Raw genomic sequence first — 16,739 nt, 5'->3', positions numbered from 1 at the left:
TTGTTAAAAGTATGAACGTCATGGACTCGACCTATACCATCATCATTGCTGATGACCACCCTCTCTTTCGCAACGCCCTGTTTCAGTCAGTTCATATGGCTATCAGCGGTGCGAACCTGCTTGAGGCTGATTCTCTCGATGCCTTACTGACTCTACTAAAAAAAGAAGATGAACCAGATCTGTTGCTTCTCGACCTTAAAATGCCGGGAGCAAACGGGATGTCGGGCTTAATTCAGCTGCGTGCTGAATATCCAGATTTACCGATTGTGGTGATCTCAGCCAGCGAGGATGCCAGCGTTGTCACTCAAGTGAAGAGCCACGGTGCCTTTGGCTTCATTCCTAAGTCGAGTGATATGCGTGAATTGGTGAGTGCACTGAATCAAGTGCTGAATGGCGACCCGTTCTTTCCTGAAGGGCTTATCACCAACAATGCAGCCTGTAGCGACCTTGCGGAAAAGCTTTCCACGCTGACGCCTCAGCAATACAAGGTGTTAGGGATGCTTTCTGACGGCCTGCTAAACAAGCAAATCGCGTATGAATTGAATGTTTCGGAAGCGACCATCAAGGCGCATATGACAGCCATCTTCCGTAAACTGGATGTGAAAAACCGAACTCAAGCAGTTATCTTGCTACAAGAAATCCACAATTAAGCTTCGTTTACATCCTCTTCTAAAGTCGTCTTAGGCAAACATAAACCCAGCTTGACGACTTTATGATCATCTATATCTGCAACCACCCAAGTGATGTCATGCCACTCGAAGCTGTCGCCTAAGACGGGGTGTGCACCAAGCTCTTGATCAACCAATTGTTTTAGCGTCATTTCTCGCTCTTCTTCCGAGCCAAGTTCAATACCATAACAATCGCTTACCGCAGCGACCGATAACCCAACATCTAAGAAGAAGTCACCAAAGAATCGAGCGGCTTCTTCTGCCAAAGGAGCCTCACTGAACAGCTCACTTAGGCTATCTAGATCTTTATCTTGACCAAGCACACAGAGAATATCGTTCGCCTCTAATATGGTACTGCCCGATGGGTGAAGCAAGGCATCTTGTCGAAACAGTGCGGTAATGCGTGTCCCCTCTGGCATCGATAAACGCTTGAGCGGTTCACCGACACACCACTTTTCCTCTTTCAGCTTGTAGACAAACATCTCCCATTCACTGGTCGGATAAATCTCGATACCGGTGCGAGAAATCGGTGTTGGCGTTGGCGGTAGAGTCACTTTAGCGAGTCTTGCGACTTTCATTAAGCTGCCACCTTGAACAATCAGCGAAACCATAACCACGAAGAAGGCGATATTGAAATACAGCTGAGCATTTGGCAGACCAGCCATCATCGGGAAAACCGCCAAAATGATCGGAACTGCACCACGTAAACCGACCCAAGAGACAAACCAGCGCTCCTTAGTGGTAAAGCTTCTGAACGGCAGCAAACCCAACCAAACCGACACTGGACGAGCAAACAAAATCATACCGAAAGCCAGTGCTAACGCAGGAAGTGCAATGTCCATTAAGGTCGATGGAGTCACCAATAAACCCAACACCAAGAACATCACGATCTGACTTAGCCACGTCATACCGTCTAGGACATTAAGAATAGAGTGTCGAGAACGCGTTGGACGATTACCAATGAACAAGCCCACTAGGTAAATCGATAAGATGCCGCTGCCGCCAAGCATGTTAGAGAACGCAAACAGAGCCACGCCCCCACTGAGTACCAGAATGGAATAAAGGCCATCAGCCAGTTGTACTCGATTGATTAAGCTCCATAGAACCCAGCCGCCGCCAATGCCAACAAGGGTACCGATACCAAACTGCATCGCAAAACTTTGCAGTAGGAAGTTCATTCCCATCTCAGCGTCAGGGTTACCTAACAGCGCAATTAAGGTCACCGTCAGGAAGACCGCCATTGGGTCGTTAGTGCCCGATTCGATCTCTAGAGTTGAACCCACACGCTCATTGAGACTCTGTCCTTTCAGCAAAGAGAATACCGCTGCCGCATCGGTTGAACCAACAATCGCCCCGACCAAAATGCCCTGCATTAATGACAAGTCAAACAGCCAAGCCGCCATTAATCCGGTTAAGGTTGCTGTACATGCGACACCTATCGTCGCCAGCGAGAGCGAAGGCCAGAAAGCGACCTTGAAGCTCGCCACCTTGGTTCGCATACCGCCATCCAACAGAATCACGGCAAGCGCAAGGTTACTCACTAAGTAGGTCAGTGAGTAATCATCGAAATGAATATTACCGGGTCCATCTTCACCCGCTAACATACCAACGAACAAAAAGATCAAAAGAATAGGAACGCCCAATCGAGAGGACACTTGTGAGAAAAGCACGCTGATGGCGATGAGTACGGCACCAGTCAAGAATAAGTGGTTAATGGTTATTGCGTCCAATTCGTTCCCCCAAAGAATAAAATCCGAGCTTTAAGCCTGTTGATCTTTTGCCACTAGCTTGTTGATCTTCTGCCGTTTAGCAAGGCACGGTCGGTGAAAGTGCCGTAGTTACTATAACAAACTTATGTTTCGCTTCGTGTCATAAGCAGGGCTAAATACCGTTTCTCGGTCATTTAGTTGTTAAATTTTATGACTCGCAGTCTAATTCATCCCTTTTTGTTAGACCTTTGGCTAATTTAACAATACTGTAACATCACATTTTTCTATGGTTATGTCTCCTAGCTCCCATATTTCAGTACATTAGCGCTAATACCATCCCGACTAAAGTTGCACAGATCCCTTGACTTATCCTTGCTACATTCTAAATCGTAACATTACGTTAACACGCTATTTTACAAAACGGTTTCACAAAAACGGTTTCTACGAAAACGGAATAAAGGAGAAGGCAATGGCGTTCGAATCTACGGAACATGCTCAAGCCTACTGGAAGGAAAACTTGGGAATAATGGGAACACTACTCGCAATATGGTTTGTGGTGTCTTACGGCGCAGGCATCTTATTTGTGGATGTCCTCAATACCATTCAATTTGGCGGATTTAAGCTAGGTTTTTGGTTCGCTCAACAAGGTTCAATTTATACCTTCGTGGCGTTGATATTTATTTACGTTGTTCGCATGAATAAGCTGGACAAAAAATACAACGTACAGGAAGACTAGAGGCTAGAACATGGATATTCAAACTTGGACGTTTATTCTCGTCGGTATTACTTTCGCAGTCTATATCGGCATCGCAATCTGGGCTCGCGCTGGAACAACCAGTGAATTCTACGTTGCTGGCGGCGGCGTACACCCAGTAGCAAACGGCATGGCAACAGCCGCTGACTGGATGTCGGCAGCATCATTCATCTCAATGGCAGGTATCATCTCATTCGTTGGTTACGACGGTGCAGTTTACCTTATGGGTTGGACAGGTGGTTACGTACTACTTGCGCTATGTTTAGCACCTTACCTACGTAAGTTCGGTCAGTTTACGGTTCCTGATTTCATCGGTGAACGTTACTACTCGAAAACAGCACGTATGGTAGCGGTATTCTGTGCAATCTTCGTATCATTTACGTACGTTGCAGGCCAGATGCGTGGTGTTGGCGTTGTATTCTCTCGTTTCCTAGAAGTTGATATTAACCTAGGCATCATCATTGGTATGGGTATTGTGTTCTTCTACGCAGTGCTTGGTGGCATGAAAGGCATCACTTATACGCAGGTCGCTCAATTCTGTGTCCTCATTTTCGCCTTCCTTGTTCCAGCAATCTTTACCTCAATCATGATGACAGGTAACCCACTTCCACAAGTTGGTATGGGTTCAACGCTATCAGGCACGGATGTTTACCTTCTTGATAAACTGGATGGCCTAACCGAAGAGCTCGGATTTACCGCCTATACCGAAGGTAACAAGAGCATGGTGGATGTATTCTTCATCTGTGCAGCTCTAATGGTCGGTACTGCGGGTCTTCCACACGTAATCATTCGTTTCTTCACGGTACCAAAAGTACGTGATGCTCGTATCTCAGCGGGTTGGGCACTACTGTTCATCTCATTGCTATACACAACAGCACCCGGCGTTGCAGCGTTCGCTCGTGTGAACATGATTGAAACGATTAACGGTCCTGACATGCAAGGTGTCGCAGCAGTAGACGCACCAAGCTGGTATAAAAACTGGGAAAGCACTGGCCTAGTAGGTTGGGAAGATAAGAACGGCGATGGCAAAATGTTCTACTCGGGCGATGAACGCAACGAGATGAAGATTAACCGTGACATCATCGTACTGGCTTCTCCAGAGCTAGCAAAACTACCTAACTGGGTTGTAGCACTACTTGCAGCCGGTGGCCTAGCAGCCGCACTATCAACAGCCGCAGGTCTACTATTGGTAATCTCAACGTCGATTTCACATGACTTGTTGAAGAAAGGCTTTAGACCAAACATGACCGACAAACAGGAGCTATTAGCCGCTCGTTTGGCCGCGATGGTCGCGATTGTCGGTGCTGGTTACTTAGGTATTAATCCACCAGGTTTCGTAGCTCAGGTAGTAGCGTTTGCCTTCGGCTTAGCCGCAGCATCCTTCTTCCCTGCCATCATCCTAGGCATCTTCTACAAGAAGATGAACAAGGAAGGCGCTATTGCAGGTATGTTGTCAGGTATTGCCTTCACAGCAAGCTACATCATCTACTTCAAGTTCATTAACCCAGCAGCAAGCACACCGGAAAATTGGTGGTTTGGTATCAGCCCAGAAGGCATCGGTACGCTAGGTATGTGTCTAAACTTTGTAGTATCAATTGCAGTGAACAAAGTGACCGCTGAAGTTCCTGAAGATGTACAAGAGATGGTTGAGTCTATCCGTTATCCTAAAGGTGCTGGTGAAGCTCACGACCACTAAGAAGCTCGCGACTTAGTGACTAGGATAAGAAGCACTTAGAAAATGAATCAGTACTTACATTGTAGGGATTAGGTACTGACTCAAGAAAGCCGATACTTTATGTATCGGCTTTTTCTTTTTCCCTGCCATTTTATAAAAAGACTAAAGAAAGGGTTGTTTTTAAATTCTCATTTGATAATAATTATCATTAACATCCATTAAAGAGATGCAAATGATGATGAAAGAGCAGCAGGTTCTCTATTCAAGATTTTACAAAGCGCAGGATCGCTTTGCTTCATTAGAGCAAGTTCAAGGTAACGAACCGTTTGTGATTCGAGACTATATCGAATGCGCACTCACGCTGTCGGCTTACTATGAAAAGCATGCCGCTCAAGAAAATATCTTGTTGTGTGAACTGTACCTGCGCCAAGTTTTCTTTCATTTAATTGAAGCGATTGAGTCTCCTGACCACAGTTTCGCCTTTCGTCATATCTGCCTAGACTCTATTCACTCGCCACTATTTTATTTAAAACGCCACTACCGCCAGCAACCGCACGGCCAAGCGCGTTTTTTGAATATCAGCCAGACACTACAACAAGTCCAAGCCCCACTTGGCTAACAAGGATAGAACATGACCCAAGAATTTCGGATTGAGAAAGACAGCATGGGCGAAGTTAAAGTCCCTGCCGATGCGCTATACCAGGCACAAACTCAACGTGCCGCGGATAACTTCGCATTTAGCTCGCACAAGATGCCAACCAGCTTTATTCAAGCACTGGCGTTAATTAAGCAAACCGCCGCCGATACCAACGCTCAATTAGGCTTATTAGAAGGTGATATTGCGAACGCAATTGCCGAAGCCAGCCAAGAGATCATTGAGGGTAAACACCTCGAGCAATTCCCTATTGATGTCTATCAGACGGGCTCTGGTACCAGCTCTAACATGAATGCTAACGAAGTGATTGCGACACTCGCTTCAAGAAGCCTGCAAGGCGACGTGAACCCCAATGATCACGTCAACATGGGTCAAAGCAGTAACGATGTCGTGCCAACGGCGATCCAAGTAAGCGTTGCTTTGATGACAGAAAACAAATTGTTGCCTGCATTAACTCACCTTTCTGCAACACTTACCGTTAAACAGCAAGAGCTTGCTGAGGTAGTAAAAACAGGTCGTACTCACCTAATGGATGCGATGCCGATTACCTTTGCTCAAGAGCTTGGTGGTTGGAAGTTCCAGATTGAACACGCTAAGCAAGCCATTGAAAGCAGCTTGCCAGCAATCAAGGCGCTTGCTCAAGGTGGCACAGCGGTAGGTACGGGGATCAATGCCGACCCACGCTTTGCCGATAAATTTGCAAGTAACCTGTCTCAATCAACAAAGATCAGTTTTACCTCGAGTGAAAACTTCTTTTTTAACCTCAGCAGCCAAGACGCGATCGTTGCGTTTTCTGGTCAGCTTAAAACTGCAGCAGTTGCGATCCTCAAGATCTCAAACGATCTTCGCTGGATGAACTCAGGCCCGCTGGCTGGCTTAGGGGAAATTGAGTTACAAGCGCTGCAACCGGGCTCGTCTATCATGCCAGGAAAGGTCAACCCTGTGATTCCAGAGGCTGCAGCCATGGCAGCAGCGCAAGTGATTGGTAATGACACCACGATCACGATTGCTGGCCAATCGGGTAACTTCCAATTGAATGTGATGCTGCCGGTTATTGCTCATAACGTTCTAGAAAGCATAGAACTATTAGCCAACAGCTCAGTCGCACTGGCTGATAAAGCGATAGCTACCTTCACCGTGCGCCAAGACAATCTCGATTTGGCACTGTCAAAGAACCCAATTCTGGTGACAGCGCTCAACCCTGTGATTGGCTACCTAAAAGCAGCAGATATTGCCAAGAAGGCCTACAAAGAAGGCTTACCGATTCTTGATGTGGCAGAAAGAGAAACCGATCTTAGCCGAGAAGAACTCAGCAAACTGCTCAATCCGACTACACTGACACAGGGTGGTATTGCTGGTTAGCTAGTTATTTATCTATTTATCTATTTATCTAGTTAGTTAAAAAGCGAATAGGCATTAACGATCCTTACTGAAACAAAAAAGGCCTCATCCGAGGCCTTTTTTACATCCGTTCATTAATTAGGAATTCGAGCTGATTATTCCTAATTAACTCACCCGATTTAGAACCGCTCTGAGTTTTAGCGGCTTGACGGGTTTAGCTATAAATCTGAAGCTATTGGCTTTTATTGCTGCCAGCATGTCATCGGTTCTATCAGCACTGATGATGACCCCTTCAAAAGAGTCCCCAAGGCGTAAACGACACTGCTGCAGGACTTCGAGTCCGGTTCGGCCATTATCCAAACGGTAATCAGAGAAAATCACATCCGGCTGCCAACCATCATCTAGGCACTTCAAGCTTTCAACTAGATCAACGGCTGTCTTAACCTCACAACCCCAACGACCAATCAAGTTCTCCATACCGACTAAAATCTCTCGTTCATTATCGACACACAATATTTTCAAGTGCTCGATATCACTGGTCGCCATTGGCGTCGAAGCTTGTACAACCGGAGCCACCTTTTCAGCTCTCGCTAAGGTGATGGAAAAGACACTGCCTTGACCCGGCCATGAACGCATCGATATTTGATGACCAAGCACATGGGCAATACCTTTGGAGATGGCTAAACCTAGCCCTAACCCCTGATCAGCACGCACTTGGCTACCACGAGTAAATTCTTCGAAGATCTCTTGTTGCTTGTCTTCATCGATACCGGTTCCGTTATCCCACACATCGATTCGCACCTGACCATTCACTCGTCTCGCACCGAGGACCACTTTTCCTTCCGGGTTATAGCGAAACGCATTAGTTAAAAAGTTCTGAATCACGCGTCTTAATAACTTAGGGTCAGAATGAATGAACAATGACGATGGGATCATTTGAAACTGGATTTTTTGTTGTATCGCTAAAGCGCTAAATTCCGCATTCAAATTGGTTAGTACATCATGTACGGCAATCGCATGAATGTTGGTTTCTAACTTGCCGGATTCCAAGCGCGAGATATCCAACAAATCACCAATCAGATCTTCAGCCGCACCAAGGGCACTCTCGATGTGGGATGAAAGCTGTTTGACCTCTTGTTCTTTGGCGACCTCAGATAACGAAGAAGCAAACAAGCGGGCAGCATTCAATGGCTGCATCAAATCGTGACTCACAGCCGCAAGAAAACGACTCTTGGATTGTGATTCTTGGTCCGAAATCTGAGTTGCTTTTACCAAGCGATGGTTAAGCTTCTCGAGTTCTTGAGTTCGCTCATGCACTCTCGATTCCAAGCTTTCGTTAGCATCTTTTAGCGCTTGCTCTGCTTGTCTGAATACCGTGATGTCGGTAAAGCTCATCACAAAGCCACCGCTTGGCATCGGGTTACCTTGTACTTCAATCACTCGACCATCAGGACGAATGCGAGAAGAGGTGTGTCGAGTGCCTTGTTCAAGATGATAAACACGGCGGCGAACGTGATCTTCCGGGTCGCCCGGACCACACAAACCTTGCTCAGCATTGTGACGAATCACATCTGAAATGGGTCGACCAACCTGAATCAAGCCAGCAGGGAACTCAAACAGTTCTAAGTAACGTTGATTCCACGCCACCAGCCTCATTTGTTTATCGATTACTGCAATGCCTTGGCCAATATGTTCAATCGCGCCTTGCAGTAAACCACGGCTGAAGTCGTACAATTCCGAGGCTTCATCAACGATGGTCGCCACTTCTTCAAGCTGCATGTTTCTGCCTTGCAAAGCAGAAGTGAGTACTAACTTAGCAGACGAAGCACCGAACACCCCAGCAAGTACACGCTCTGCATGTCTAATCAGGCTTGCGGGCGCTTGTTGATTAGGAAGTAACGGCTGACCGTGCTGTTGCCAATAGCTATGTAAGGCGCTTTTCGCTCGCTTGCGACCCACAAAACGCGATGCCAACATCTCTAATTCTGCGACTGTCACACGGTTTTGATAGAGGCTGATGTTCTCATTTTCAGGCAGTGGTGTACCAACAAATGCTGCCGATTGTAAGCGCTCACTTAGGCTTGGCCTGGTCGTCATTGAGACCACGGCATAGCACAAGGTATTGAGTAAAATACTCAGCACTATGCCCCAATTTGAGCTGCTAACATCCCAACTTCTCAGCAGTTCTGGCGGTGTGATAATCCAAAGCAGTAAGTTACTTTCACTATCGCCCGCCAGCATGCTGGTTTGACTCATCAGGGTAATCAGCCAGATCACCGAACCGACAAGCAAACCGACATAGACACCCTTTCGGTTTCCGGGACGCCAGTACAATCCACCAATTAATGCAGGAGCGAACTGAGCAATCGCAGCAAAAGAAAGAAAGCCAATAGCCGACAATGAATGGATAGTATCGAGGGCCTGATAAAACAACCAAGCACCAAGTAACAGCAGCAAAATTAACCCACGTCGAATCACCAGTAACAGGCCAGAAAAATGTCGATGTGTTCTTTGGGTTAGACGCATACGGCGCAGCAGCAATGGCATCACTAAATCATTCGATACCATGATCGCTAATGCGATGGTCGATACAATCACCATGCCACTCGCCGCCGAAGTACCTCCGAGGAAAGCTAACAAAGCAATGTGATTCGCACCTTCTGCCATTGGCACGCTGATAACGTAAGTATCAGCCGGCATGTCAGTGAGCAACCCTTGTCCTGCCCAAGCAATTGGCAGCACGAAAAGTCCCATCAAAATCAGGTAAAGCGGAAACAGCCAGCGAGCAGTATGCAAATCTTGAGGACGTTCGTTCTCAACCACCATGGTGTGGAATTGGCGCGGCAGACAGACAATCGCCAACATGGTTAAAACGGTATGAATAATTAAGGTCGGAATATTCGGCGATTCATAGGTGGAAGCCGCCACATCAAGCAGGTCGATTTTGTCACTACTCACCGCCAGGTACATGATGAACAAGCCAACAATCAAAAATGCCGCGAGCTTAACAATGGATTCAAACGCTACAGCCATCATCATGCCACGGTGGTGTTCCGTGTTATCGATGTGTCGCGTGCCAAACAACATGGTAAAAATGGCCAATGCACCGACCACAAACCAAGAGACGTGATAGTCCTGATAACCAAAATCAGTGGCTAGGTTTGGCGCAACAATATCCAACCCCATGGTAATACCGCGCAACTGCAGGGCGATATACGGAAGAATACCAACCACAGCGATAATGGTCACCGCCACCGCTAAGCCTTGAGATTTTCCATAACGAGCCGCGATAAAGTCGGCAATAGAGGTGATGTGTTCACGCTTGGCGATGAGGATCAGCCGAGCTAAGATCCGCCATCCCAACGTGAAAACCAAAATAGGGGCGAGGTAGATGGGCAAGAAGGACCATGGGTTATTGCTCGCCTGCCCGACCGTTCCATAAAAGGTCCAAGAGGTACAATACACCGCAATAGAAAGGCTATAGATCCATGGACGCCAGCGTGATAGCCAACGAACTTGCCTGTCTCCATACCAAGCGATCAAAAACAACACGCCCAAATAGGCTAAAGAGACTGGAATTACTATCCATCCTTGCATTAAAAACCCTTTTTCATCCATAAAAAAACCTCTCCATAAGGGAGAGGTTTCATTTAACTAGGGAAGTGCGTTTAACTCAATCGCATCGCTTAAATTCTGTGCTTTAGGCTTTAATTCTGAGCATCAGATTGAGCTGAGGCTGTTTGATTAACCTCAACCACTGAGCTTCTTTCATCGACCTTAATAAACAAGGCAAGTGCTCCCATTGCGGCCATACCCCAGAAGATATTGGCACCCCAAAGCTCATATCCCCAACCACTTAAGGTGGTCATTAGTGCGATAAATGCACCCAATGGAATCGCATTATAGAGAGCTTGCAGCGCAACCATCTTGTTCTGTTCTTCAGATTGGATGTATTGAATCGCTGCGATGTGTGCCATAGCAAACGTCACACCATGCAGCAGTTGCACCATAACCAGTGCGAAAATCGCTGTGGTAGAAGCGGTAATACCCCAACGAGCCATCACCCCAATTGCCGCTACCACGAACAGAGTACGCAGTGACCAACCAGAGAATAAGCGCTTACTTAACGCAAATACGGCCACCTCAGCGACAACACCAAGGCTCCACAAATAACCGATGATCGCTTCTGAGTGACCGGCTTCTTTCCAATAAATTGCACTAAAGCTGTAGTAAGCCGCATGGCTACCTTGCAACAGTGCCATCAAGGCTAAAAATTTCACCACTGACGACTCGCGCAGTAACTCACCTAGTTTTGGTCGCACCGCTTGTTGCTCAGATTGTGTTACTGGCATCACATTGGGATTTCTCATCGCAAGAATCAACGACAACAACACACCGGCAAGCGCAGTATACAAAATCATGTCAGTGCCGAATTCAGCCACGAGATAACCAACCACGGTTGAACCCGCGATAAAAGCAACCGAACCCCAAAGGCGAGTTCGGCCGTAGTCGAGCATCTTAAGACGACTGTAATGGTTAGCCATTGCGTCAGAAAGAGGAATGATCGGCCCACAACACAGATTAAACAGTACCGTTGCCAGCAACATCAGTATAAAACTGCCACCCGTAAAAAAGTGGAAGCCGACAAACAACAGCGCGGCGAAACTCAAACAGCGTAAAGCTGGCATCAAGTGTTCAACTTTATGGATGCGTGGCGTAATCACTAGGTTGGCCACACAACGCGTCGCAAAGCCGATACCAATCAATACACCAATATCACCAGCAGACACGCCTTGGTCTTCAAACCACAACGCCCAAAATGGCAAATACACGCCATACGCAAAAAAGAAACCAAGAAAATACTGAGAGATCCAGCCATAGGGTGAAGGGCTAAACATAAATAACCTATAAAGTGTGCGGAAAAAGGCAGCACCAATTATGCCTATCTCGCATACGATGAAAAAGGGAATTATTACTGGGATAGTATTCCTATATTCAATTTACTTGGATATCGCATTTCAACGAGATATCTCAGGCTCATCGATACCCATACTCTCATTTAGACTAAAGTCGTCTGGAGCTTCGCTGGTATTTTGTCAGACTGATTAAAGACTCCCATTCCTTCTTGTGATGCTTATGCCTGACAAATTTAATATGCAGCACCCACCCTTCGACAGCCTGTCCGACACCGAACAGTTGAAGCTGCGCTCTTCATTAGACGTGGTGTATTACCGTTCTCAAGAAGTAATACTGGAAGCCGATAGGCCGAGCCGACACCTGCACATTTTGATCAAAGGGGCTGTTGAAGAGCGCGCGAGCAGTGATGGCGAGATTTACGCACACTATGCCAATGACGATATTTTTGATGTCCGAAGCCAGTTTGAACCTCACACCAAACACCAATATATCGCGCTTGAAGATACCTTAAGTTATCTACTACCGACCGATACCTTTCTCGAGCTTTACCACGCCAATGGCCAGTTTGCCGCTTACTTTGATAGCAACCTTTCGACACGAAAAGCGTTGATAGAAGCCGCTCAACAGCAACAGAATCTTGCCGAGTTCATACTGACCAAAGTGGACAAGTCGATCTATCACCCTCCACTGATACTGGAACCTGGCCAACCTATCAACCAAGTTACTCAAACCCTTAAAGAACAAGGGTTGGACTCGGCGTTAGTTCATTTAGAACATGATGATCCAAAAGCTTTTGGATCATCATGTACCTTTCCGTATGGAATCGTCACAAGAACCAATTTATTGCACGCGGTGATGCTCGATAACCATCCGCTCGATACCGCGGTTGGCGAGATAGCAACGTTCCCGGTACTGCACGTTAATCAAGGGGACTTCTTATTTAACGCCATGATCACCATGACCCGAAATCGCGTAAAAAGGTTGATGGTTTGTGATGGTCCAAATGCTGTTGGTATGGTGGATATGACGCAGATTCTGAGTGCATTCTCTACTCACTCTCACGTTCTTACTTTGCGTATTGCGCGATCCACCAGCATTGAAGAGCTCGCATTAGCCTCCAACAAGCAACGTCAACTAGTTGAAAGCCTACTCAGTAACGGCATTCGCACGCGCTTCATCATGGAGCTAATTTCAGCCGTTAATGAACAGATCATAGAGAAGGCTTTTGAGTTGGTTATCCCACCCGCACTGCATAATCATTGCTGCCTGATCGTATTGGGATCTGAAGGTCGCGGAGAGCAAATCCTTAAAACCGACCAAGATAATGCGCTGATTATTCAGGATGGTTTGGAGTGGCACCAATGCCAAAGTGCCATGAACGACCTAACGCATACATTGCAGCAATTGGGCTATCCACTCTGCCCGGGCAACGTGATGGTCAACAATCCGAAATGGGTACATTCAGAACAAGAGTGGAAACAAACGCTCACCCGTTGGGTAAAAAAAGCCACGCCAGACACCGTGATGGATATTGCTATCATGGCGGATGCACACGCCGTTGCGGGTAACAGAGAGTTATTAAAACCAGTAAAACAACACCTCAGTGATTTGATGCTCGGACAGGAATTGATTCTGACTGAATTCTGCCGCCCTGCTCTGAACTTCTCGGTTCCCCTCACCCTGTTTGGTAATGTAAAAAAATCCAAATCAGGGCTCGATATCAAACAAGGCGGTATTTTCCCTATCGTGCATGGTGTGAGAGCACTTTGTCTTGAGCATGGTGTCACGGTCAACAACACCTTCGAACGCATTGAGCAGCTGGTCAGCAAGAAGGTGTTAGAGCAAAGCACCGCAGACAATCTCAGTGAAGCTCTCAAACAATTTTTTAAGTGGCGCTTAACCCAAAGGCTTTCTCAGCAACACAGCAGCAACAAGATCAACGTCAAACTGATGGAGCGAGCAGACAGAGATCTGCTTCGTCATAGCTTACATGTGGTGAAGAAATTCAAGCAATGGCTAGGTTACCACTATCAAATAAGAGATTAGGCGGCTGAACGATGAATAGATTGGTTCGTTATTACTGGCATCACAAGCTCAAAGGCTCTCCTTATCAGCCTCTGTTTGCTACGCCTACGCATAATGAATATGTATCGCTCGATTGTGAAACCACCAGCCTCGACCCTAATCAGGCGGAATTAGTCACTATTGCCGCGACAAAGATCATCGGTAACCGAATCATTACCAGCCAACCTTTTGAAGTTCGACTCAGAGCACCTCAGTCACTCGATTGCAATTCCATCAAAATCCACCGCATTCGCCATCAAGATCTAAAGCACGGTATAGAAGAGAAACAAGCCCTAATTGAGCTACTGAACTTCATCGGAAATCGTCCTTTAGTCGGCTATCACATCCGCTATGATAAGAAGATTCTCGACCGTGCCTGTTTAAAACAGCTTGGATTTCCACTGCCTAACCGATTAGTCGAAGTGAGCCAGCTCTACCAAGATAAACTCGAAAGGCAGCTGCCGAATGCCTATTTTGACCTCAGTATCGATGCCATCTGTCGTCAGCTCGATTTACCTATCCCGGTCAATAAACATGATGCATTACAAGACGCTATCTCCGCGGCGCTGATTTTTGTTCGCCTAAAGCACGGCGACTTACCGCGCTTCAACTCTTCGTATACCTAATTCAACTACTGCCTTTCCACATAGAGAGCAATCTCTCAAAAATGAACTTAACTCGCTATTTTTTAAGTGAAAAGCGGCGTCTCATCCTAAAGTCTAATTGTGGAAATCGCCGTCCTAGCCGAGAGTGATAGCACAACGACGGTTCTGTAATAGACCTAGAAACTGAACACAAAGGAAGTTGCCAGTTCATTAGGAATGTAGGCACAAGGAGAGATGCAATGAGTGAAGCCCACGTTTATCCGGTAAAAGAAAATATTAAATCAACCACGCACGCGGATAATGACACTTACCTAGCCATGTACCAACAATCTGTTTCTGACCCTGAAGGCTTTTGGGGTGAACACGGAAAAATCGTTGATTGGATTAAGCCTTTCACACAGGTAAAAAACACCTCTTTCGACCCTGGCCACATTGACATTCGCTGGTTTGAAGATGGCACGCTTAACGTTTCGGCTAACTGTATCGACCGCCACCTTGCTGAGCGCGGTGATGAAGTCGCTATCATCTGGGAAGGCGATGACCCTGCTGATGATAAAACCCTAACCTTTAACGAACTACACAAAGAAGTGTGCCTGTTTTCAAATGCTCTGAAAGAGCAAGGCGTACGTAAAGGTGATGTGGTTTGTTTATACATGCCAATGGTTCCAGAAGCTGCAGTTGCGATGCTGGCATGTACCCGTATCGGTGCGGTTCACACAGTGGTATTCGGTGGTTTCTCACCTGAAGCACTGTCTGGTCGTATTATCGATTCAAACTCTAAAGTCGTTATCACTGCCGATGAAGGCGTGCGTGGCGGCCGTGCTGTTCCGCTGAAGAAAAACGTCGATGAAGCACTGACTAACCCTGAAGTGAAGAACATCGAGAAGGTTGTCGTATTCAAACGCACTGGCGGCGATGTTGCTTGGCACGAACACCGTGATGTTTGGTGGCATGATGCTATCGCAAACGTATCAGCTGATTGCCCACCAGAAGAGATGAACGCAGAAGACCCACTATTCATCCTTTATACGTCAGGCTCTACAGGTAAACCTAAAGGTGTTATGCACACCACAGGTGGCTACCTTGTTTATGCAGCCATGACCTTCAAATACGTATTCGATTACCAAGAAGGCGAAACCTTCTGGTGTACTGCGGATGTGGGCTGGATTACTGGTCACACTTACCTTGTTTACGGGCCGCTTGCCAATGGCGCAAAAACAATCCTATTCGAAGGCGTGCCTAATTACCCGAACACCAGCCGCATGAGTGAAGTGGTCGATAAGCATCAAGTTAATATTCTTTATACTGCACCAACAGCGATTCGCGCTTTGATGGCGAAAGGCAATGAAGCGGTTGAAGGTACTTCTCGTGACAGCCTAAGAGTCATGGGTTCGGTAGGTGAACCTATCAACCCTGAAGCGTGGGAGTGGTATTACAAAACAATTGGTAATGAGCAATCTCCAATTGTCGATACATGGTGGCAAACAGAAACGGGCGGTATCTTAATCTCACCACTGCCGGGCGCAACAGACCTAAAACCGGGGTCAGCGACTCGCCCATTCTTCGGTGTACAGCCCGCGCTGGTTGATAACATGGGTAACATCATTGAGGGTGCAACAGACGGCAACCTTGTGATTCTTGACTCTTGGCCAGGCCAAATGCGTACCGTACATGGCGATCATGACCGTTTTGAACAGACTTACTTCTCGACCTTTAAAGGCATGTACTTCACTAGTGATGGTGCTCGTCGTGATGAAGACGGTTACTACTGGATTACTGGTCGTGTCGATGACGTGCTTAACGTATCAGGTCACCGTATGGGTACCGCTGAAATTGAATCTGCGCTAGTGGCGTTCGATAAGATTGCAGAAGCAGCGATTGTCGGTATTCCTCACGATATTAAAGGCCAAGCAATTTACGCTTACATCACGCTTAATGATGGTGAGTTCCCAACCGCAGAGCTTCATAAAGAAGTCAAAGACTGGGTACGTAAAGAGATTGGCCCAATCGCAACACCAGATGTCCTGCATTGGACAGACTCTCTGCCAAAAACTCGTTCGGGTAAGATCATGCGTCGTATCCTGCGTAAAATTGCCACCGGCGATACTGGAAACCTAGGTGATACCTCGACACTGGCCGACCCAAGTGTGGTTGATAAACTGATTGCAGAGAAAGCTGAACTGGCATAAGCAACCCGTCACATTAGCTAATCACTGTTTAAAACAGACCATAACAAAACCGTCACCTGTGCGGTAATGCCGTTCACTTAAGAGTGAACGGCATTTTTGTTCTTAGCATACCGCTGTGGTCTAGGCTTAACTGTTCTAGGGAATGTTCTTTCCCTTCGCCCT

Annotated in this window: 11 protein-coding genes; 8 read left to right on the top strand and 3 right to left on the bottom strand. The window is 46.8% G+C overall.

Annotated elements, in window-relative coordinates; translation table 11 throughout:
• Positions 1-20: 20 nt before the first annotated feature.
• Positions 21-650 (top strand): response regulator transcription factor, encoded by a 630-nt coding sequence (locus AACR09_RS08620; RefSeq protein WP_004729724.1) that lies wholly within the window; start codon positions 21-23, stop codon positions 648-650.
• Here AACR09_RS08620 and AACR09_RS08615 read toward each other — a convergent pair.
• Positions 647-2,398 carry a potassium/proton antiporter gene (locus tag AACR09_RS08615; protein WP_004729725.1) on the bottom strand — a complete coding sequence of 584 codons (1,752 nt, stop codon included), beginning with the start codon at positions 2,396-2,398 and terminating at the stop codon, positions 647-649. The genes AACR09_RS08620 and AACR09_RS08615 overlap by 4 nt on opposite strands.
• Before the next feature lie 448 nt (positions 2,399-2,846).
• Here AACR09_RS08615 and AACR09_RS08610 point away from each other — a divergent pair, with 448 nt between their 5' ends.
• The 4 genes from AACR09_RS08610 (at position 2,847) to AACR09_RS08595 (ending at position 6,823) form a co-directional block, all read left to right on the top strand.
• Complete coding sequence (locus tag AACR09_RS08610) at positions 2,847-3,113, top strand: DUF4212 domain-containing protein (RefSeq protein WP_004729726.1); 267 nt, start codon at positions 2,847-2,849, stop codon at positions 3,111-3,113.
• Between the two features lie 10 nt (positions 3,114-3,123).
• Positions 3,124-4,827, top strand: a complete 1,704-nt coding sequence (locus AACR09_RS08605; RefSeq protein ID WP_004729727.1) for a sodium:solute symporter family protein — start codon at positions 3,124-3,126, stop codon at positions 4,825-4,827.
• Between the two features lie 211 nt (positions 4,828-5,038).
• Entirely contained in the window at positions 5,039-5,425 is a 387-nt protein-coding gene (locus tag AACR09_RS08600; protein WP_004729728.1) for a hypothetical protein, read from the top strand.
• A gap of 12 nt (positions 5,426-5,437) precedes the next feature.
• Positions 5,438-6,823 carry a class II fumarate hydratase gene (locus AACR09_RS08595; protein ID WP_193834790.1) on the top strand — a complete coding sequence of 462 codons (1,386 nt, stop codon included), beginning with the start codon at positions 5,438-5,440 and terminating at the stop codon, positions 6,821-6,823.
• A 144-nt stretch (positions 6,824-6,967) separates the two neighbouring features.
• Here AACR09_RS08595 and AACR09_RS08590 read toward each other — a convergent pair whose 3' ends face one another.
• Positions 6,968-10,399: a hybrid sensor histidine kinase/response regulator gene (locus tag AACR09_RS08590; protein ID WP_228010483.1), complete on the bottom strand. Its 3,432-nt coding sequence runs from the start codon at positions 10,397-10,399 to the stop codon at positions 6,968-6,970.
• 110 nt (positions 10,400-10,509) lie between these two features.
• A complete protein-coding gene (locus AACR09_RS08585) occupies positions 10,510-11,700 on the bottom strand; it encodes a 3-phenylpropionate MFS transporter (protein ID WP_017077574.1) in 1,191 nt (396 codons plus the stop codon).
• Positions 11,701-11,932: 232 nt separating this feature from the next.
• Between AACR09_RS08585 and AACR09_RS08580 the strand changes: the two genes are divergently transcribed.
• From AACR09_RS08580 to acs, 3 genes are all read left to right on the top strand, one after another.
• On the top strand, positions 11,933-13,765 hold the full coding sequence (locus tag AACR09_RS08580; protein WP_193834820.1) for a DUF294 nucleotidyltransferase-like domain-containing protein: 1,833 nt from the start codon (positions 11,933-11,935) through the stop codon (positions 13,763-13,765).
• 11 nt (positions 13,766-13,776) lie between these two features.
• Positions 13,777-14,409, top strand: coding sequence for a 3'-5' exonuclease (locus tag AACR09_RS08575; RefSeq protein ID WP_004729733.1), 633 nt, complete (start codon positions 13,777-13,779; stop codon positions 14,407-14,409).
• 218 nt (positions 14,410-14,627) lie between these two features.
• Positions 14,628-16,577: an acetate--CoA ligase gene (gene acs / locus AACR09_RS08570; RefSeq protein ID WP_004729734.1), complete on the top strand. Its 1,950-nt coding sequence runs from the start codon at positions 14,628-14,630 to the stop codon at positions 16,575-16,577.
• Positions 16,578-16,739: the final 162 nt, after the last annotated feature.

The organism is Vibrio sp. OPT20 (assembly GCF_963889365.1).
Taxonomy (GTDB): domain Bacteria; phylum Pseudomonadota; class Gammaproteobacteria; order Enterobacterales; family Vibrionaceae; genus Vibrio; species Vibrio splendidus.
The sequence above is the reverse complement of the archived record's forward strand: the minus strand, read 5'-3'. Positions and strand labels throughout refer to the sequence as shown.

Coding starts and splice junctions, on each gene's coding strand:
- AACR09_RS08620 (WP_004729724.1), top strand. CDS start 21: ATGGACTCGACCTATACCATCATCATTGCTGATGACCACCCTCTCTTT.
- AACR09_RS08600 (WP_004729728.1), top strand. CDS start 5,039: ATGATGATGAAAGAGCAGCAGGTTCTCTATTCAAGATTTTACAAAGCG.
- AACR09_RS08590 (WP_228010483.1), bottom strand. CDS start 10,399: ATGCAAGGATGGATAGTAATTCCAGTCTCTTTAGCCTATTTGGGCGTG.
- AACR09_RS08595 (WP_193834790.1), top strand. CDS start 5,438: ATGACCCAAGAATTTCGGATTGAGAAAGACAGCATGGGCGAAGTTAAA.
- AACR09_RS08580 (WP_193834820.1), top strand. CDS start 11,933: ATGCTTATGCCTGACAAATTTAATATGCAGCACCCACCCTTCGACAGC.
- AACR09_RS08610 (WP_004729726.1), top strand. CDS start 2,847: ATGGCGTTCGAATCTACGGAACATGCTCAAGCCTACTGGAAGGAAAAC.
- acs (WP_004729734.1), top strand. CDS start 14,628: ATGAGTGAAGCCCACGTTTATCCGGTAAAAGAAAATATTAAATCAACC.
- AACR09_RS08585 (WP_017077574.1), bottom strand. CDS start 11,700: ATGTTTAGCCCTTCACCCTATGGCTGGATCTCTCAGTATTTTCTTGGT.
- AACR09_RS08575 (WP_004729733.1), top strand. CDS start 13,777: ATGAATAGATTGGTTCGTTATTACTGGCATCACAAGCTCAAAGGCTCT.
- AACR09_RS08605 (WP_004729727.1), top strand. CDS start 3,124: ATGGATATTCAAACTTGGACGTTTATTCTCGTCGGTATTACTTTCGCA.